This is a genomic window from Defluviimonas sp. D31 (genome assembly GCF_033436765.1).
GTDB lineage: Bacteria > Pseudomonadota > Alphaproteobacteria > Rhodobacterales > Rhodobacteraceae > Albidovulum.
Genome location: NZ_JAWQFN010000007.1, coordinates 1 through 14,125 on the forward strand (window position 1 = coordinate 1; position 14,125 = coordinate 14,125).

The 14,125-nt window shown below is 64.9% G+C and carries 18 protein-coding genes and 1 other RNA gene; 9 read left to right on the forward strand and 10 right to left on the reverse strand.

The genetic code is table 11. The features are described from left to right. Positions 1-439 precede the first annotated feature (439 nt). From R5H32_RS13100 to R5H32_RS13110, 3 genes are all read left to right on the forward strand, one after another. Positions 440-2,023, forward strand: a complete 1,584-nt coding sequence (locus tag R5H32_RS13100; RefSeq protein ID WP_318339135.1) for a LuxR C-terminal-related transcriptional regulator — start codon at positions 440-442, stop codon at positions 2,021-2,023. Between the two features lie 256 nt (positions 2,024-2,279). Further along, positions 2,280-2,681: a cupin domain-containing protein gene (locus R5H32_RS13105; RefSeq protein WP_318339136.1), complete on the forward strand. Its 402-nt coding sequence runs from the start codon at positions 2,280-2,282 to the stop codon at positions 2,679-2,681. Between the two features lie 26 nt (positions 2,682-2,707). Then, positions 2,708-3,157 carry a nuclear transport factor 2 family protein gene (locus R5H32_RS13110; RefSeq protein WP_318339137.1) on the forward strand — a complete coding sequence of 150 codons (450 nt, stop codon included), beginning with the start codon at positions 2,708-2,710 and terminating at the stop codon, positions 3,155-3,157. Between the two features lie 138 nt (positions 3,158-3,295). On the opposite strand, the gene R5H32_RS13115 is transcribed toward R5H32_RS13110, so the two are convergent. After that, complete coding sequence (locus R5H32_RS13115; RefSeq protein ID WP_318339138.1) at positions 3,296-4,285, reverse strand: IS1595 family transposase; 990 nt, start codon at positions 4,283-4,285, stop codon at positions 3,296-3,298. 146 nt (positions 4,286-4,431) lie between these two features. On the opposite strand from R5H32_RS13115, the gene R5H32_RS13120 reads away from it, so the two are divergent. Then, positions 4,432-4,761: a hypothetical protein gene (locus R5H32_RS13120; RefSeq protein ID WP_318339139.1), complete on the forward strand. Its 330-nt coding sequence runs from the start codon at positions 4,432-4,434 to the stop codon at positions 4,759-4,761. After that, positions 4,758-5,030, forward strand: a complete 273-nt coding sequence (locus R5H32_RS13125; RefSeq protein ID WP_318339140.1) for a hypothetical protein — start codon at positions 4,758-4,760, stop codon at positions 5,028-5,030. The genes R5H32_RS13120 and R5H32_RS13125 overlap by 4 nt, the downstream gene beginning before the upstream one ends. Positions 5,031-5,304: 274 nt before the next feature. Here R5H32_RS13125 and hisN read toward each other — a convergent pair whose 3' ends face one another. Further along, on the reverse strand, positions 5,305-6,105 hold the full coding sequence (gene hisN / locus R5H32_RS13130; RefSeq protein WP_318339141.1) for a histidinol-phosphatase: 801 nt from the start codon (positions 6,103-6,105) through the stop codon (positions 5,305-5,307). 62 nt (positions 6,106-6,167) lie between these two features. Next, positions 6,168-6,530, reverse strand: coding sequence for a helix-turn-helix domain-containing protein (locus tag R5H32_RS13135; protein WP_263336521.1), 363 nt, complete (start codon positions 6,528-6,530; stop codon positions 6,168-6,170). Positions 6,531-6,857: 327 nt separating this feature from the next. On the opposite strand from R5H32_RS13135, the gene R5H32_RS13140 reads away from it, so the two are divergent. Continuing rightward, positions 6,858-7,829 (forward strand): NADPH:quinone oxidoreductase family protein, encoded by a 972-nt coding sequence (locus tag R5H32_RS13140; protein WP_318339142.1) that lies wholly within the window; start codon positions 6,858-6,860, stop codon positions 7,827-7,829. Here the strand turns inward: R5H32_RS13140 and R5H32_RS13145 are convergent. Next, positions 7,730-8,665 (reverse strand): LysR family transcriptional regulator, encoded by a 936-nt coding sequence (locus R5H32_RS13145; RefSeq protein ID WP_318339143.1) that lies wholly within the window; start codon positions 8,663-8,665, stop codon positions 7,730-7,732. The genes R5H32_RS13140 and R5H32_RS13145 overlap by 100 nt on opposite strands. Before the next feature lie 122 nt (positions 8,666-8,787). Here R5H32_RS13145 and R5H32_RS13150 point away from each other — a divergent pair, with 122 nt between their 5' ends. Further along, positions 8,788-8,994 carry a DUF1127 domain-containing protein gene (locus R5H32_RS13150; RefSeq protein WP_318339144.1) on the forward strand — a complete coding sequence of 69 codons (207 nt, stop codon included), beginning with the start codon at positions 8,788-8,790 and terminating at the stop codon, positions 8,992-8,994. A 112-nt stretch (positions 8,995-9,106) separates the two neighbouring features. Further along, positions 9,107-9,886 (forward strand): Bax inhibitor-1/YccA family protein, encoded by a 780-nt coding sequence (locus tag R5H32_RS13155; protein WP_318339145.1) that lies wholly within the window; start codon positions 9,107-9,109, stop codon positions 9,884-9,886. A 48-nt stretch (positions 9,887-9,934) separates the two neighbouring features. Here the strand turns inward: R5H32_RS13155 and R5H32_RS13160 are convergent, their stop codons facing one another. From R5H32_RS13160 to R5H32_RS13175, 4 genes are all read right to left on the reverse strand, one after another. Next, positions 9,935-10,441 carry a GNAT family N-acetyltransferase gene (locus R5H32_RS13160; protein ID WP_318339146.1) on the reverse strand — a complete coding sequence of 169 codons (507 nt, stop codon included), beginning with the start codon at positions 10,439-10,441 and terminating at the stop codon, positions 9,935-9,937. A 65-nt stretch (positions 10,442-10,506) separates the two neighbouring features. Further along, complete coding sequence (gene rpmG, locus R5H32_RS13165; protein WP_017928995.1) at positions 10,507-10,674, reverse strand: 50S ribosomal protein L33; 168 nt, start codon at positions 10,672-10,674, stop codon at positions 10,507-10,509. Between the two features lie 119 nt (positions 10,675-10,793). After that, positions 10,794-11,492 (reverse strand): tellurite resistance TerB family protein, encoded by a 699-nt coding sequence (locus R5H32_RS13170; RefSeq protein WP_318339147.1) that lies wholly within the window; start codon positions 11,490-11,492, stop codon positions 10,794-10,796. Positions 11,493-11,717: 225 nt separating this feature from the next. Then, positions 11,718-12,653: a LysR family transcriptional regulator gene (locus tag R5H32_RS13175; RefSeq protein WP_318339148.1), complete on the reverse strand. Its 936-nt coding sequence runs from the start codon at positions 12,651-12,653 to the stop codon at positions 11,718-11,720. A 119-nt stretch (positions 12,654-12,772) separates the two neighbouring features. Between R5H32_RS13175 and R5H32_RS13180 the strand changes: the two genes are divergently transcribed. Continuing rightward, on the forward strand, positions 12,773-13,000 hold the full coding sequence (locus tag R5H32_RS13180; RefSeq protein WP_318339149.1) for a hypothetical protein: 228 nt from the start codon (positions 12,773-12,775) through the stop codon (positions 12,998-13,000). A 39-nt stretch (positions 13,001-13,039) separates the two neighbouring features. On the opposite strand, the gene rnpB is transcribed toward R5H32_RS13180, so the two are convergent. Beyond that, positions 13,040-13,438, reverse strand: an RNA gene (gene rnpB / locus R5H32_RS13185) — RNase P RNA component class A. Between the two features lie 11 nt (positions 13,439-13,449). Further along, positions 13,450-14,124, reverse strand: a complete 675-nt coding sequence (locus R5H32_RS13190) for an N-acetylmuramoyl-L-alanine amidase (RefSeq protein WP_318339150.1) — start codon at positions 14,122-14,124, stop codon at positions 13,450-13,452. Position 14,125: the final 1 nt, after the last annotated feature.

Genomic DNA, 14,125 nt, shown 5'->3' on the forward strand with positions numbered 1-14,125 from the left:
ATCAACGCCGCGTTGACCACCGATTGTAGGGCCAACGGTCAATGGCGGGTCTCAGATCCGTGCCGTAGACCCCCAATGCTGCGCCGCCGCAGGTCAGCTTCGAGCCCATACCGGAAATGCTTCGGCTCCGACGCTCGCCGATGCAGTATGCCGATCGACTGATGCCTTCAGCTGCACCGCAGAAGAAAAGCGGTCCTTCATGCCGGCCGCCGCGAGTTTCGTGAGGCCTATGTCTGGGGTGCGGACGATCCAGACCTTGGGTTCACCTGACCAGGCTGTCGTGAACGGCATTGAGCGGACGCTTAACCTCCGCCGACGTCGAACCGAAAGTTCGCACCGTGGATTTTCCTGTTACAATTCCGGAATGGCTTCCGGTTCCGACTTTGCGACTGCGACTACGCTGGCAAATGCCGGCGAGTGGGAGTGTGCGTTTGCAGGAATGTCCGAAGCAGATCGATCAGGTGCGATTGTCGATGGCGACAGTCTTCGCGACTACGCCACTGCGGCCTACATGACCGGGCGCGAGGACACCTATCTCGACCTGATGGGCCGGGCGTTTGACGCCTATACCGACACGAAAGCGCCACGCGAAGCAGCCCGGACCGCGTTCTGGATTGGCCTCACGCTCCTGTTCCGACACGAGCATGGACGCGGTGGCGGTTGGCTGGCGCGTGCGGGACATGTGCTGCAGGAAGCCGGAACCGACTGTGCAGAGGCCGGGTACCTGTTGCTTCCAAAGGTCGAGACGAGTTTTGGCGCGGGCGACAACCATGCAGCGGTCGACTTTGCCCAAAAAGCGCTGGAGATCGGCGAGCGTTACGGCGACGAAGATCTTTCCGCGATTGCGCGCCATCTTGTCGGACGCGCTCAATTGGCGCTCGGCGACCTTCACAAGGGCCTGTCGTCGCTGGACGAGACGATGGTGGCGACCACGGAAGGGCGGTTGTCACCCATCGTGACAGGCCTGATCTATTGCAGCGTCATAGAGGCCTGCCAACGCTATCAGATCCTGCGGCGCGCCAGCGAGTGGACCGAAGCCCTGTCTTCATGGTGCGCGAAACAACCCGAGTTGGTCGCGTTTACCGGTCGCTGCTTGATACACCGGTCCGAGATTCTGATGTTCGATGGACGATGGCCGGAAGCCGAGTCGGAAGCCCGCGTCGCGATCAAGCGTCTGACGGCAGGTCCGGCGGCACATCACGCCGGCCCCGCGCACTATCAGCAGGGCGAATTGCACCGGCTGCGCGGCGCGTACGATGCCGCAGACGAGAGCTACCGCAAGGCGAGCGCCTTGGGGTTTGACCCTCAGCCGGGGCTGGCGCTGATGCGGTTGCGGCAGGGGTCCGGTCAGTCGGCGGCGGCAGCGATCCGCAGGGCCTTGGCGGCCACCGACGCGCCGACCGAGCGGATGCGGCTTCTCGGGGCGGCGGTCGAAATCGCCCTCGGTCTGAAGAAATTGGACGAAGCCCGAGCGTTCTGCGAAGAGATGCAGGCATTGGCCGAAACCTATCCTTCGGACGCCGTGGCCGCATCTTTGGCCGAGATGCAGGGCGATCTGGCGGCTCAGGACGATCTGCCCGAACAGGCCGTCAAGTTCTACGCCCGATCCACAGGTCTTTGGCGCAATCTGGCCTGCCCTTACCGCCTTGCGCGGGTGCGATTGCGTAGCGCTCGGGCCTGTGGCGCACTTGGTGATGTCGACGGCGCCATGGCCGAGGCACGCGCCGCCGGCACCGCGTTCGCGTCCTTGGGGGCCGAACCCGAACGGCAGGATGCGGACGCACTCATCCGCGAACTTGCTCATGGCGAGGCGTCGATCCTGACGCGTCGGCAGACCGAGGTGCTGCACCTTGTCACCAAGGGCCTGACGAACCGCGAGATCGCCGGCCAGCTGGGTCTTTCGGAACGCACCGTTGACCGGCACGTATCAGATATCCTGACCCGCATCGACGCACCGACTCGTGCCGCCGCATCGGCCTGGGCGATCACCAACAAGCTGACCGCACCCGGCGGCTCTGGGTAATTCTACCCAAACAAAAAAGAACGGACCATCGGCAGCCTCACCGAAGCGGGCGCCGCCCCGCCCGATCTACCTTCGACCCCATGGTTCGTGAAGGAAACGAGGCATGCAGACCATATCGATCAGCGCACGGGGTGCGGAGGCAAGGCACTGGCACGACGTTCATGTCGCTCGTCGCTTACACCGCTCGGTTAACGGTATGGCGGGCCAAAGCCGGACCGACCGCCCTTCAAACCAAAACCACAAAAAGGAACACGCCATGACCAGACTGACAACGACACTCACCGCAATTGCCCTTGCATCTATGACCGGCACCCTCCCGGCCGGCGCGGACGAGGAAACCGTGACCATGCTACTGAACCAGCCCCTCGCCGGAATGGAGGGCAAGGAAGTCAACGTCTTGCAAATCGACGTGCCGGGCGGTTTCGAGACGCCACGTCATCTGCATCCCGGACACATGTTCATGTTCGTACTCGAGGGCGCCGTGGAACTTGAAGTCGAAGGTCAGCCGCCCGCGCAACTGGCACCCGGGCAGGTGGCCTACGAGGTTCCGAACCTGCCGATGATCGGCCGCAACATGAGCGCGAGCGAACCCGCAACGCTGCTGATCTTCGCGGTTAGCGATGCCGGTGCCCCGATCCAGGTTCCCGCGCCCGAGTGACCCCTGACAGACCAAAGGAGACGAATATGTCCCTGCAGACCACAGACATAGAAAACACCATTTTCGATATCCACGCCTTCTTCACCGATTGGGTCGGCGGCCGGTGCCCCGGAAATGCGGAAACCTTTCAGCGAAATGCGCTAGACCGAATATCGGACCGCTTCGTCGCGATCTTCCCTGCCGGTCGCCGGTTCGGGAAAGCAGACTTTAAGGGTTACATGTCGTCGATCTACGGCACGAACCCCGACTTCCGCATCAAGATCCGCGACATTCGCGTGAATCACGTCAACGGGAAGATGGCTGTCGTCAACTACCAGGAATGGCAGAAAGCGGCCAAGGACTCTGACCAGCCAAACAACGGGCGTATCACCACAATGGTGCTGGGAGAGAAGCCTTCCGGCGGCGTTGAAATCTTGCAGGTCCACGAGACATGGTTGCCTGACGACGTGGTTGCCACCGGCGATTTCGATTTCTGATCGGAGCGCGCCCTGAGAGGTGATCGCTCCGCGGAAACACGAGGCGGTCGGGAAACCGTCCATTGCAGCCATTCTACCGCAGCTGCGAACACGTCGGTTTCGGGCTCGGAGCGGACGTCGGACCGCATCGACGTTGCGCTATGAGGTTCGTATTATGTCGGCTGGCAGCGCCCCTCCCAGCCGCACCTCCAGCCAACGAATGTAGCCGTTGAGGTTCTTCGTGGCCGGCCCGCAGAAGGGCTTTATGAACTTGTTGTATTGGGCGTGGAGCGAGTTCACGTTCTGGATGTGATAGCAGCCCGCGGCGACACGCGTGCCCGGCTTGCTGCCGACCACGAAGTGCTCAATACCGCTTGCCGTTGCGAGCTTCGCATAGCCGTTGGCCCCGTCCGAGCAGAGCACGGCATCGCCAGGAACCAGGGGATTCATTGCGCGCTCAAGCGTCGCACCTTTGCGGTTCGCCAGGCGCTGAAAGAGCCGCGCGCCGCTCCGGTCAGCGACGGTGAGAATGGGGAGCTGCCACCTCGAGAGGCCCCGCATCATCTTCAGCCCCTGTGTTGTGAAGTCCTCCCACCTGGGGCGTGGCGGCTGCGGGATATTCTGCGGATCGGCGAAGTGCCGAGCCCATTCCCGAGAACCCTTCCGGGACTCCCGTTGGTAGGTCTCATCCGCTTCGATGATCCCGGAGAAGGCCGTCGCTGCACCTTCGCCGATGATCGAGAAGACCAGCATCCGCCAGCGCCAGACCGTGTATTTGTTGAGCCCGAGCCGCTTCGCAAGCTTGCGCACCGATTGCGGCGCGGAGGTGCCCAGCATGTCCCTCAGCGCGACCATGAACAGGTCAGGACGATGGATGCGGCCGATGGCGCTCCCAGTTCGGCCTGAATAGGTCTTCTGGCAGCCTCCGCATCGGTAACGCTGGACCTTGGTCCGTGTGCGGCCCCACTTCTGACGTCGCTCGTCGCCGCAGAACGGGCACTTGTGTTCTTGGTTTGTCCGTGCCTCGATCTCAGAAATCGCCTCCGTCTTTCGCCGCAGGTCCCGGATCTTTGTCTGGGCATCCTCGATCTGGGCCGGGTTCAGCTCGTCGAGGGCATCGAGAAAGCGACGAAAATCGTGGTGTAGCAAAGGTATCCTCCGCTGGAAAGGCGGAGGAATATTGGCCAACCCGTCATTTGACGAAGCGAACCAACACGGTTTGCGGACACCTCCATTTTTTTCCGGACGGTGAGTTTGTTGGCCGTCGGGAAAGGCTCACGGAACACTACAATCAGATGACCGAGGCAGAAAAGGCCCGCTTTGGAACGCGTCCTATCGACTACATATCCAGAGTCACTTGGAAGTTCTCGTCCGAAATCGGTGTGCCCATGGGCAGCAATCCCCCGCTGACGCCAATCGAACCGCATGAATGGCCGACCGAGTTCCGGACCGACAAGACCTACAGGAATCTCGGTTCCTTCATCAGCCTTGCCGGCATAATGGCTGTCACGACGCCGATGAAGGACCTGCTGGAGCGGATCGACCCCGGTATGCATCAGTTCCATCCGTCCGGATCACCATGCCGAAGGGCGTGGAGTACCCTGAATCCTACCACGTTCTGGTGATCGGCCGGTTCCTGGATGCGTTTGTCCCGGAGAAGAGCGCCGAGGGCGCGTGGAAGCGGCTGGAGCTTTCTGGTCGCTACTCGTCCCGCTTGCCAGACAAGAAGTATATCGAGGGACTTGCTGTATCGGCGGAGGCAACGGCGGGCGCACATCTGTGGCGCGACCGGCAGTTGATCGATCCCGAAATGTATCTTTCGGACGACCTGCATAACGCCGCCAAGGAGGCCGGCCTGCGGCTGCCGAAACATTTCAAGATGAAGCCCGGATAAGTCATGATCGGGAAAGAAAAAAATGGGTTCCAGTTCGACGGACATTCAGGCCCACGGCACCTTGCCGTCATGTGTTGCATGGCGCGCTTGCGGCACCGGATGCAAGGCGAGCGAAACCTGAATCGTGCGCCGGGCGGATCGGAGACGCGGGACCATTTCCGGTCGATTGATGGCGGCGAGGCGCCTCGCAGTAGATCCACCGCGAGCGGGCCACTCGGGCCGCTGGCCGTCGCGCCCGGCGTGCGACGGCAGTCCCTCGCGGAACTTGTGCAACCTAGCCGTTCAGCGCTTCCATCGCCGCGCGATGGATCTTGGGATTGGCCGCGGCCAGCACCCTTCCGCCCTGATGTGCGGGGCGGCCCTCCCAGTCGGTGACGATGCCGCCCGCCGCCTCGATCACCGCGATCGGCGCCTGCACGTCGTAGGCCTGCAGCCCCGCCTCTACCACGAGGTCGATCTGGCCGGCGGCGACGAGCGCGTAGGCGTAGCAGTCGAGTCCATAGCGGGTGAGCCGGGTCCGCGCGGAGAGCCGGCGGAAGGCCGCGCCCTCGGCCTCGGTGCCGACCTCGGGAAAGGTGGTGAAAAGGATCGCCTCGGAAAGCGGCCGCGCCGGGCGTGCCCTGAGCGGCCGCACCCCCATCGGGCCGGTCACCTCGGAAATCCCGAACCCGCCGGCGAAGCGTTCGCCGATATAGGGCTGGTCGATCAGGCCGAAGAGCGGGCCGGTCGGGTCGGAGAGCGCGATCAGCACCCCCCAGGTCGGGGTGCCGGAGAGATAGCTGCGCGTGCCGTCGATCGGGTCGAGCACCCAGGTCAGGCCCGAGGTTCCGGGTTTCGGCCCGAACTCCTCGCCAAGGATCGCATCGTCCGGGCGCCGCTCGGCGAGGATCGCCCGCATCCGCTCCTCCGAGGCGCGGTCGGCGACCGTCACCGGGTCGAAGCGGCTGGTTTCCTTGGTATCGGCAGACAGCCCGTCGGCGCGAAAATGCGCGAGCGTCGCCTCGCGGGCGGCGTCGGCCAGGGCATGGGCGGTGGCCACGAGCGCGTCACGCTCGGAATCGGGGAAAGGGCTCATCGGGGGCCTCGCGCATCTTTGCGCCAGCGGTAGCCCCCGGTGCCCCTCCCGGTCAAGTCGCCTCAGGCTGCGTCGGACAGAACCTTGGCGAGATCAAAGAGCCGGCGGCGCTGCGCCTCGGGGATCGCGTAGTAGGAGCGCACCAGCATCAGCGCCTCCTTGTCGGCGAGGATGTCGCCGTCGATCTCCTCGACGATCGGCGTGCGGGAATCGAGCCCCTCGAAGAAGAAGCTGATCGGCACGCTGAGCGCATCCGCGATATCCCACAACCGGGAGGCGGAAATCCGGTTCATGCCGGTTTCATATTTCTGGATCTGCTGGAACTTGATGCCGACCTTGTCCGCAAGCTGCTGCTGGGTCATGCCGACCATCCAGCGCCGATGCCGGACCCGCTTGCCAACGTGCACATCTACAGGGTGTTTCATATCCGCCTCCACACTACCATGCCATTAAACTAGCAAATTTCATGCCATTCATAATAACCTCCCCGAAATTCGATAAGGAATTACCAAAAAGGCGAAGGTCACGCGCAGCCGATGCCGTTCCCTTCAAGAATCCATATTTATCGCACGGTGTCATCCTATACGAAAATACAGATCGTGTCGCTCGCCTCAGGAGAATTTTGCATTTTGCAATTCATTTCGCAAAGATCTTGCGGGAAGCCTTGTTCATTTTGCAAATGCCACCCTGCTCAATGCCACTGGAAACCGCTCAATCGGAGGGGTAGCCTCCCCTCGAGCGAGGGAGGTAAGATGAAAGCGTTCGGTATCGAAACCTTCGGCGGGTCGCCGGAACTGCGCGATCTCCCGCTGCCGGAACCCGGCCCCGGCGAGGTCCGGCTCAGGATCGCGGCCTGCGGGCTGAACTTCGCCGATCTCCTGATGATCGAGGGCAAGTACCAGGAACGGCCCGAGCCACCCTTGACGCTCGGGATGGAGCCGGCAGGCTGGGTCGATGCGCTCGGGCCCGGCGTCACAGGCCCCGCCCCCGGCACGCGGGTCGCGGTGCATGCGCCCTGCGGCGGGCTCGCCGAATACGGCTGCTTTCCTGCGGCGCGCTGCGTGCCGCTGCCCGACGCGATGCCCTTCGACGACGCGGCCGCGTTCCAGGTCGCCTACGGCACGAGCCATGTTGCGCTCGACCACAAGGCGCGCCTGCAACCGGGCGAGACGCTCCTCGTGCTCGGCGCCGCGGGTGGGGTCGGCTTGACCGCCGTGGAGATCGGCAAGCGCATGGGCGCACGCGTCATCGCCTGCGCACGCGGAGCCGACAAGCTCGCCACGGCCGAGGCCGCCGGCGCCGACCACCTGATCGACAGCGAGGCCGGCGACCTGCGCGGCGCGATCAAGGCGCTCGGCGGTGCCGACGTGGTCTACGACCCGGTCGGCGGCGAACAGTTCGACGCCGCCTTCCGCGCGACCAACCCCGACGGCCGCATCCTCACGATCGGTTTCGCGAGCGGGACCGTGCCGCAGATCAAGGCCAACCACCTCCTCGTCAAGAACCTCTCGGTAATGGGGCTCTACTGGGGCGGCTATCTGAAGTTCCGGCCGGAGGTCCTGACGACGAGCCTCGCCACGCTCTTCGGATGGTATCAGGAGGGCGGGCTCCGGCCCCACATCTCCTACCGGCTGCCGCTGGCACGGGCCGAAGAGGCGCTGGCGCTCCTGCGGGCGCGGAAATCGACCGGCAAGGTCGTGGTGCGGGTCTCGGCCGAGGCGTAGGCCGCGACAATCTCGCTTTTCAGCCGGTCGGTGACCTCGCCCTTGCTGATCCCGGCGTCGTAAAGGCAGATCTGCATCGTGCCGAGATCGGGCAGATCGGCACCCACGACCTCCGCCAGCCCGTCCGGGATCAACCCCCGCATCCGCGCCGAGACGGCGAGATCGGCCGCAATCATCGCCTGGATCGTGTCGTTCGAGCGGCCGGTGAAGCCCATCTCCCAGGCGATTCCCGCGCGGTCGAGCGCGCCGATCGCCACCGGGCGGAACCTGCAGTTCTCCTCGAAGCCGAGCCGCAGCGGCCGGCGCCGCGCGACCATCCCGCCCGGCGCGCCGACCCAGACCAGAGACTGCCGCGCGAGGCTCTCACCGCCCTCGCCCGGCGCCTCCTCGGTCGTCAGCATCAGGTCGAGTTCGCCCTTCGCATACTGCTCCTTCAGCAGCGGCGTGAACGAGGACAGAAGGTTGACGCGGGCGCAGGGATAGACCGCATTGAGCCGTTGCAGGATTCCGGGGATCGCCGGGTAGACGATGTCATGCGGCACGCCGAGCCGGATCTCGCAGGCCACGCCGGTATCCGCGAGCCGCGACAGCGCCTCGTCGTTCAGCTCCAGCATGCGCCGCGCATAATGGAGAAGCTGCTCGCCCTCCGGCGTCAGCGTCAGGCGGCGCTGCGCGCGGACGAAGAGCCCGAGCCCCAGCCCCTCCTCGAGCCGCTTGATCTGCATCGAGACCGCCGACTGCGTGAGATTCAGGAGCCCCGCCGCACGCGTCACGCCGCCGGCATCGGCGACCGCGACCAGCGCGCGCAGGGCGGTGAGATCGAGATTCCGGGCCATCATCACATTCCGTTATGTTTTACGCTACAAGCATTCATTTCACTAATTCATCACATCGCGCCATATTTATCAAGCCTGCTGATGAACAATGGTCAATCCATTACCAGACGAAAGGAATACCGATGGAACGCGCACTCGCACACCGCCTGCCCCGCCTGCGCCGCCGGCTCATCGACCGGCTGCGGCTGATGCTGGAGGTCCGTCGCCAGCGCCAGGCGCTCGCCGATCTCAACGATTATCTCTTGAAGGACATCGGCGTGTCCGCGGACGAGGCCCGCCGCGAAGCCGGGCGCCCGGCTTGGGACGTGCCGAATTACTGGCGCCGGTAATCATCCATTTCGGGCTGGAAAAGCTTGAATTCGCGCGCATGCTTCCCGATATTTGCCTTCGGAGGGCGCGACGGCGACGTCGCGCCCGGTGGAAACGCATCTGGAGGCTTAGATGGCTGAATATGAAACGATCCGTGCCGGCCGGGTAGGCGCCCGGACGCTTGCGATCGACGAGGGCCTGCGCGCCCATATGAACAAGGTCTACGGGCTGATGTCCGTCGGCATGCTGCTGACCGCGGCCGCCGCGTGGGCGATTGCCGGCCTTTCGGTGACCACCGACCCGTCGCTCGCCGCCGCCCAGATCGGTGCCGACAAGTACCTGACCGGCTTCGGCGCCGCGCTCTACCTCTCGCCCTTGAAATGGGTTGTGATGTTCGCGCCGCTGGCCTTCGTCTTCGGCTTCGCCGCGATGATCAACCGCATGTCGGCCGCCACCGCGCAGCTGGTCTTCTACAGCTTCGCCGTGGTGATGGGCGTCTCGATCAGCTCGATCTTCCTGGTCTTCACGGGCATGTCGATCGTGCAGACCTTCCTCGTGACCGCGATCGCCTTCGCCGGCCTATCGCTCTGGGGCTACACGACGAAGAAGGACATCTCGGGCTGGGGCTCGTTCCTGATCATGGGCGTGATCGGCCTGATCGTCGCCTCGATCGTCAACATCTTCCTCGGCTCGGGCACGGTCCAGCTCGCAATCTCGGCGCTCGGCGTGCTGATCTTCGCCGGCCTCACCGCCTATGACACGCAGAACATCAAGAACACCTACATCGCCCATGCCCAGCACGGCGATGCGGAATGGCTCGGCAAGTCGGCAATCATGGGGGCGCTGAACCTCTATCTCGACTTCATCAACATGTTCATGTTCCTGCTTCAGTTCCTCGGCAACCGCGAGTGATCTGAGCCGAACCGAAGATCGAAGGGCCGGGGATCTCCCCGGCCCTTTTCATATCCGCGCCCGCATCCGGACCGCCGGGAAGTCGATGCCGGGCCGGAGCGCGACGGTCACGTCCTCGCGCCACTCGAAGCCGACCGCCTCGTAGAACGGCACCGCCGTCCGCGTCGACAGACAGTCAAGTTCCCCCACACCGTCGGCACGCGCCTCCGCGAAGACCCGCGCGAGGATCGCCCGCGCGATGCCCTGCCGCAGATGCCGGTGATCCGTCACGAGATGGCGCATATGGCCGAGGCCCGGTCCGGTCCCGCCGGAACCCGGTGCGGCCCGCGACCAGCCACCCGCGCCGATCACTTGCCCGTCGGGGGCCTCTGCGAGAAAGTAGCGCCCGGAGGCGAGCAAGGCCGGCTGCGCCCTTGCCAGAAGCGGCAGTGCAAGCACGAGGGCCGAGGGCGGATAGTCGGGCGCGAGCAGCCGCGGATAAGACCGCGCCAGCAACGCGTCGACCGCAGCGAGATCGGCCGGCCGCGCCGTTCGGATCGTGAAGCCGTCGGCCATGGCACTCCACCAAAAGAAAAGGCCGCGCAATTGCGCGGCCCTGATCCTCGTCGATCCGGCAGGTCTTACTTGATCTTGCCTTCCTTGTATTCGACATGCTCGCGCTTGACCGGGTCGTACTTCCGCACAACCATCTTTTCGGTCATGGTGCGGGCGTTCTTCTTGGTCACATAGAAGTGCCCGGTGCCCGCCGTCGAGTTCAGACGGATCTTGATCGTCGTCGGCTTCGCCATCGTCGTTCTCCTACAGCCGGACGGTCTGCCGCCCGCGAAATCCTTGGAGCCCGCCTTTTACCCGGGCACGGGACGGAGTCAACCGCAATCCTGCCCCGAACCGCGCAATTTCTGCAGGCTCACCCCGCGGCGAGCCCCATTTCCCGGTGCAGCCGCGCCCGCGTCGCCGGATCGAGCCTCAGCGCCTGGGCGAGCTGGTTCAGATAGACGTGCTCGGCCGGGTTGTCGACCCGGATCGCCATCAGCGAGGTGGCGTAGATCTGCGCCCGCATCGACTCGTCGGTGGCCTGCGCCAGCGCCATCACGTCCGACGGCCGCTGCAGCTCGGCACGGACGAAGGCGACCTCCTCGGCGCTCGCATCGCCGAGATGGTCGAGGATCTTGCGCTGCTCCTCGGCGTCGATCTCGCCATCGGCCTTGGCGGCCTGGATCATGGCGCGGATCATCAGCCGGGCATGTTCCTCGGCGACCACCGAGGCCGGGCTTGCGCCCACCATCGCGCCCATCATCTCGCCCATCGCCTTGCTGCCGGCACTGGCCGCGCCGGTCATTGAGGCGAGAAGCCCGCCGAGCCCGGCCTCGGCGGCGTCTGTCGCGCCACCAAACTGTTCGTAGAGATCGCGCACGGCGCGGGCGCCGCCCGGCACGCCCATCTTCTCGGCGCTCGCGCCAAGCTGATCGACCATGCCGCCCGGCTCTCCGGCCTCCTTCATCATCTTCTTCACACCAGCCATGCCCCCCATGCCCTGGTACTTGTCATAGCCCTTGGCAGCGGCGAATCCGGCGGCCAGCGCCGCCAGCGTCTTGACGAAACTCATGGTGCTCCTCCGTGTTGTTCGCGGCCATGATACCGCGAACCGCCAGAAAATCAGCGAAAATCACCCAAGCACCTGCGCCACCCTTGCCGATCGGCGGGCGAAGTGGTCGACGAGGTAGTCGACGATGACCCGGCCCCTGGCCGGCACTCGAGTCCGGAGCCGGAATACAGCGTGACTCGGCTGCGCGACCGTCCCGTAGTCGGGCAGGAGCCGCCCTGCCGCAGCCTACCGGCTGTCCTCCGCGACAGCCGGGCCGCCGAGCGGCGTGTTCCGGCCTTTAAACCACTCGAGGATGAAATCGAGAAAGACCCGAATTCGCGTCGCCATCAGGTGACGGTGCGCGTAAACGGCAAAGACCGATTGCGGCACCGTCTGAAACCCGGGCAGAACGTGGACCAGCCGCCCCGCTGCGATCTCCGGTGCGGCAACGTAGTCGTGCATGAGCGAGAGGCCATGCCCTGCGAGAACCGCCCCAAGCTGGGCCCGGAATGCGTCAACGCCGAACGCGTCCGGGAGACGGTATTCAACGGGGCCATCCGGCGTCTGAAGGGTATGAACATGGCCCCAACTGCCTGTGAAAAGCTTGACGACGGGCCGCCCTTTCAGCTCCTCCAGATCGGCCGGGTAGCCATGCGCGCTCAGGTAACCGGGCGACGCGACGAAAATCAGCCGGTAATCGAGAACCCTTACCGCCTTGAGCGTCGAGTCCGGCAACCCGCCAACGCCAATGCGAAACGCGATATCCACATGCTCCTGAATGAGGTCCACGGTCCGGTTTGAAACGCCGAGTTGAACCTGCACCTCCGGATGCCTGGCCAGAAACCCCGCGATTGCCGGCGGCAGCAACTCATTGCCGAATGCCACCGACGAGCTGAGCGTGATCTGGCCACTGGGGACACGATGCTGCGCGCGCGTCACTTCTCTCAAGGCATCGATTTCTTCAAGTATCGCCTCGCCCCTTTGGAAGAAGGCCTGCCCCTCCTCCGTTAACGCGACATGCCTCGTGCTTCGGTTGAAGAGCCGCACGCCGAGGTCGGCTTCAAGCTCGGAGACGATCCGGCTGACCGAGGGCGGCGACAGACCGAGTGCGCGGCCCGCCGCGGTGAAACTGCCGCGATGGGCGATCTCTGCGGCAACCTTCATGGCCAGGAGCATGTCCATGCCGCAAGTATTATTCCACTTTTCGAAATAGTAAATGACACACTAAGCGAATTATTCGCTCAATCGGACTCAATTACCATCCTTGCCATCGTCAAGTCAGCAGAACGAAGGATGGAAAGATGTTCGGACATGACCACCGCCATCTCGTCACCGATCACCGCTCTGGCCGCCCGCAAGAGCGCCATGCGATCGCGCTGAAAGAGCACATCGAGCGCAGGGCGGAGCAGTTGCACGCCGAGGCCGCGTACCGCCGCCGGGTGTCGCTGGCGCGGCTCGTTGCCCCGCTTGCGGCGCTCTTCCGGGCCGTGCGGGGTCTGCCGATCACTCCTGCCGACCGGCGCGGATAGGTCCGCGTGACGCGAGGACGGGCGGATCATAAGCAAAGGATGCGCGGATGGCCTGTAAGCCGGATTCTGTCCACCCCGGACCGTGATCCGGTGCTGGATGACCATTCCTCTCGGCGCGCCGTTACCGGCGCGCTCAAGCTGCCAACCCGGGCCTCTCGGGCTGAAGCGTCCCTGCGGTCAGTATCCTTGCGGACTTGCCCCGCGCGAGGCCCCTATTTGGCATTGCTCCCGGTGGGGCTTGCCGTGCCGTCCTTGTTGCCAAGTCCGCGGTGGGCTCTTACCCCACCGTTTCACCTTTTCCCCGGACAAGTCCGGGGTAGTCTCTTCTCTGTGGCGCTTTCCCTCGGGTTTCCCCGGCCGGGCGTTACCCGGCACCGTCGCTTCATGGAGTCCGGACTTTCCTCGAAGGTCGCCCCTCGCGGTCATCCGGCCATCCGCGCACCGTGGAGTTAGGCGTCCGCCGTGCCGCCGTCAACCGGGAAGCGGCGGGCGAGATCGGCGGCGAGCGCCCGGTCTTCCCCATCCTCGGGTCCGACGGCCCAGGGCCGGAAGCGCAGCCGGAACGCGGCGAGCAGGATCTCGGGCGCCGCGTCGGGATAACCGAAGGCGCGGGCGGAGGCGGCGAAAGCGGTGTCGGGATCGCCATGCGCGCCGGGCCAGACCGAGAGCCCGGCCCGCGCCAGTCGCCGCCAGTCGAATCGCGGCCCCGGATCGCGCTTGCGCTCGGGCGCCATGTCGGAATGGCCGATCACCCGCTCGGGCGGGATCGTCCAGCGCGCCATGATGCCCGCCAGAAGCGCCTCCATCGCCGCCATCTGCGGTTCGGGGAACGGCGCATCGCCGGGATTGGAAAGCTCGATCCCGATCGAGTGCGAGTTGACGTCGGTGATCGCCCCCCAGGCCCCTGCCCCGGCATGCCAGGCCCGCGCCTCCTCCGCCACCAGCGCATCGACGACGCCAGCCTCGGAGATCAGGTAATGCGCCGAGACCTCGGCGGCCGGATCGCACAGCCGCGCCCGCGCATCGGCGCAGGTTGGCATCGCGGTATAGTGGAGGACGATCAGGCTCGGCCGCGCGCCGCCGCGCCGCTCACCGAAATTGGGCGAGGCGGAGGCCGCCGCCACG

What these genes read in the sequence shown, in the direction of transcription:
- R5H32_RS13100 (WP_318339135.1), top strand. Translation starts at nt 440, where the DNA reads ATGTCCGAAGCAGATCGATCAGGTGCGATTGTCGATGGCGACAGTCTT.
- R5H32_RS13105 (WP_318339136.1), top strand. Translation starts at nt 2,280, where the DNA reads ATGACCAGACTGACAACGACACTCACCGCAATTGCCCTTGCATCTATG.
- R5H32_RS13110 (WP_318339137.1), top strand. Translation starts at nt 2,708, where the DNA reads ATGTCCCTGCAGACCACAGACATAGAAAACACCATTTTCGATATCCAC.
- R5H32_RS13120 (WP_318339139.1), top strand. Translation starts at nt 4,432, where the DNA reads ATGACCGAGGCAGAAAAGGCCCGCTTTGGAACGCGTCCTATCGACTAC.
- hisN (WP_318339141.1), bottom strand. Translation starts at nt 6,105, where the DNA reads ATGAGCCCTTTCCCCGATTCCGAGCGTGACGCGCTCGTGGCCACCGCC.
- R5H32_RS13135 (WP_263336521.1), bottom strand. Translation starts at nt 6,530, where the DNA reads ATGAAACACCCTGTAGATGTGCACGTTGGCAAGCGGGTCCGGCATCGG.
- R5H32_RS13140 (WP_318339142.1), top strand. Translation starts at nt 6,858, where the DNA reads ATGAAAGCGTTCGGTATCGAAACCTTCGGCGGGTCGCCGGAACTGCGC.
- R5H32_RS13145 (WP_318339143.1), bottom strand. Translation starts at nt 8,665, where the DNA reads ATGGCCCGGAATCTCGATCTCACCGCCCTGCGCGCGCTGGTCGCGGTC.
- R5H32_RS13150 (WP_318339144.1), top strand. Translation starts at nt 8,788, where the DNA reads ATGGAACGCGCACTCGCACACCGCCTGCCCCGCCTGCGCCGCCGGCTC.
- R5H32_RS13155 (WP_318339145.1), top strand. Translation starts at nt 9,107, where the DNA reads ATGGCTGAATATGAAACGATCCGTGCCGGCCGGGTAGGCGCCCGGACG.
- R5H32_RS13160 (WP_318339146.1), bottom strand. Translation starts at nt 10,441, where the DNA reads ATGGCCGACGGCTTCACGATCCGAACGGCGCGGCCGGCCGATCTCGCT.
- rpmG (WP_017928995.1), bottom strand. Translation starts at nt 10,674, where the DNA reads ATGGCGAAGCCGACGACGATCAAGATCCGTCTGAACTCGACGGCGGGC.
- R5H32_RS13170 (WP_318339147.1), bottom strand. Translation starts at nt 11,492, where the DNA reads ATGAGTTTCGTCAAGACGCTGGCGGCGCTGGCCGCCGGATTCGCCGCT.
- R5H32_RS13175 (WP_318339148.1), bottom strand. Translation starts at nt 12,653, where the DNA reads ATGGACATGCTCCTGGCCATGAAGGTTGCCGCAGAGATCGCCCATCGC.
- R5H32_RS13180 (WP_318339149.1), top strand. Translation starts at nt 12,773, where the DNA reads ATGTTCGGACATGACCACCGCCATCTCGTCACCGATCACCGCTCTGGC.